This window comes from Okeania sp. SIO2F4 (genome assembly GCF_010672385.1).
In the GTDB taxonomy this organism is placed as follows: domain Bacteria; phylum Cyanobacteriota; class Cyanobacteriia; order Cyanobacteriales; family Microcoleaceae; genus Trichodesmium.
On the sequence record NZ_JAAHGT010001499.1, the window covers coordinates 1 to 1,040 of the forward strand.

General features: G+C 38.2%; 2 protein-coding genes. Both read right to left on the reverse strand.

All coding sequences use genetic code 11. The annotated features are described in order from the left end of the window. A partial coding sequence (locus F6K22_RS41500) for a HEAT repeat domain-containing protein (protein WP_293111049.1) occupies nucleotides 1-705 on the reverse strand: 705 nt, incomplete at its 3' end. 15 nt (nucleotides 706-720) lie between these two features. After that, nucleotides 721-1,040: NACHT domain-containing protein (locus F6K22_RS41505; RefSeq protein ID WP_363275615.1), on the reverse strand; the 320-nt coding region annotated here is incomplete at its 5' end.

Consider the following 1,040-nt stretch of genomic DNA (forward strand, 5'->3'; position numbering starts at 1 on the left):
CCATTGTTTGAGTAATTCTAAAATTCCCGGCTGATTTTTCCAACCAGTAGCTATTTGTCGCACCGCTTCAAGTCGCACATACCTATCATCATTAGACTCTACCCATTGTTTGAGTAATTCTAAAATTTCTGGCTGATTTTTCCAACCAGTAACTATTTGTCGCATCGCTTCCTGTCGCACATCCAAATTATTATCAGACACCATCCATTGTTTGAATAACTCTAAAATTTCTGGTTTGTCTTTGCCCAAAGTAGCAATTTGTCGCACCGCTTCACGTTGCACATCCCAATTCTTATGAGACTCTACCCATTGTTTGAGTAAATCTAAAATTCCCGGCTGATTTTTCCAACCAGTAGCTATTTGTCGCATTGCTTCAAGTCGCACATCCCTATCCCAAATAAGAACGGACCCTACCCTTTGTTTGAGCCAAGTATAGGTTAAACGGCCATCCCTCCAAGTTGTTGCTACTACTTCCACAGCTTGAGTACGAATTTTACGAACTAAGTCTGAATTTTTCTCAGAAAATACAGAGTAACCGTCATAAGATTCATAAAAATAACCAAGGTTATACCCAGTCAAATCTTTTAACCTATTTAATAACCGAGACCCCACATCACCAATACTCTGACGACTCCTAACTTCAAACAAACACTTGCCAGCCAAAAATAAATTCAGAAACTTTTCCTCTTCTCCATCTTGCTCCATCAAATAACTAATAATTTATCCCACAAACGTAGCATCTATCATCCCCGCAATTAACCGCAACACCTCATGCCATTTTTCATCCTGCCAATGCTTACCAAAAACATCATTTATTAACCCATCTATTCCAAGATTTTGTGTTTCCTTAAACTGCCAAACAAAACTCCAAGCACAGAAATATTCCAAAAAAGTCCTATGCACAAAAGCATAATATTCTGCGCCGACAAAACATAAAATAAAATTCCGACTCCGCAACTGTTCCATCAACACCCTAGCCGCAGTTCTCGGCTCATTAATATCTACACTTTTTAGATAATCCCTAATAATTTTTTCTAAAT